At 44.1% G+C, this 1,178-nt stretch carries 1 protein-coding gene; it reads left to right on the top strand.

All coding sequences use genetic code 11. From position 1 onward, the window contains the following. A partial coding sequence (locus tag Q0296_RS03945; RefSeq protein ID WP_298036786.1) for a cation transporter occupies positions 1 to 1,178 on the top strand: 1,178 nt, incomplete at both ends.

The following is a 1,178-nucleotide window of genomic DNA, read 5'->3' as shown; positions in this document are numbered from 1 at the left end:
TGAAAGTGGCCTTGGCGAGTTTTATGAGCGACTTGGCAAAAACACGCTAATGCCTGCAAAAAACGGCGCAAATGTTAAAAATTTAGCGGCAAATTTTAGTGAGCTGGTGACAAAAGAGGGTGAGTTTTCTAAAATTTCACTTCTGATTGACGGTATCACCTGCTCGGCGTGCATTTGGCTGCTTGAAAAGGCACTTTTTAGCCTGCCTGGAATTTTGGAGGTAAATATCAACTCGCTTAGCCAAAAGGCGGTCATTGTTTTTGACGAGCAAGAGCTTTTGGTGGAGCAGATAGTTGAGAAAATTTACGCAGTTGGCTACACTCCAAAGGCCTACGCGGCGAGCCAAAAAGAGGACGAGTTAGTCAAAAAAAGGCGAAATTTCTACGCAAAAGCGCTTGTTGGCGTCTTTATCACGATGAATATCATGTGGCTGGCGATCGCGCAGTACGGCGGCTACTTTAGCGGTATCAGAAGCGATGTGAAGGACCTACTAAGCTTTGCGCAGTTTGTGCTAGCAACGCCTGTGCTCTTTTACACTGGCAGCGAGTTTTTCAAAGGGGCGAAAATAGCCATTAAAAACGCCTCGCCAAATATGGACCTGCTCGTCATCACTGGAGCTAGCATAACCTACATCTACTCGATTTTTGCGATGTTTACAAGAAGCGGCGAGAGCTATTTTGACTCGGTTGCGATGATCATAACCTTTGTTTTTATCGGCAAATTTTTAGAAATTTTAGGCAAGAAAAAGGCGCTTGAGACCTCAAATTTTTTAAGCGATATGCTGCTTGCAAAAGTGTGCGTTTTAGAGGACGGCAAAGACATTTTAAAAGAGCCAAAGGATGTAAATTTAGGCGAAAAGATCGTGCTAAGAGCTGGCGAGAGGGCGCTACTTGATGGGACGGTGCTTAGCGGTGAGGCGAGCATCGATAGCTCAAGCCTAACAGGCGAAAGTTTGCCACTTTTGCTAGGCTCTGGCAGCGAGGTAAAAAGTGGCGTCGTCTGTCTAAACGGGCAGATCGTCTATGAGGCAAGGCAAATTTTTAAAAACTCATATCTTAATAAGCTTATAAATTTACTCCAAAACGCAGAGCTAAAAAAGCCAAATATCGAGCTAGCAGTCAATAAAATCGCCTCGAAATTCTCTCTTAGCGTGCTAACTCTAGCGTTTTTTACATTTT

Origin of the sequence: uncultured Campylobacter sp. (genome assembly GCF_937890585.1) — a bacterium.
GTDB lineage: Bacteria > Campylobacterota > Campylobacteria > Campylobacterales > Campylobacteraceae > Campylobacter_A.
The sequence above is the reverse complement of the archived record's forward strand: the minus strand, read 5'-3'. Positions and strand labels throughout refer to the sequence as shown.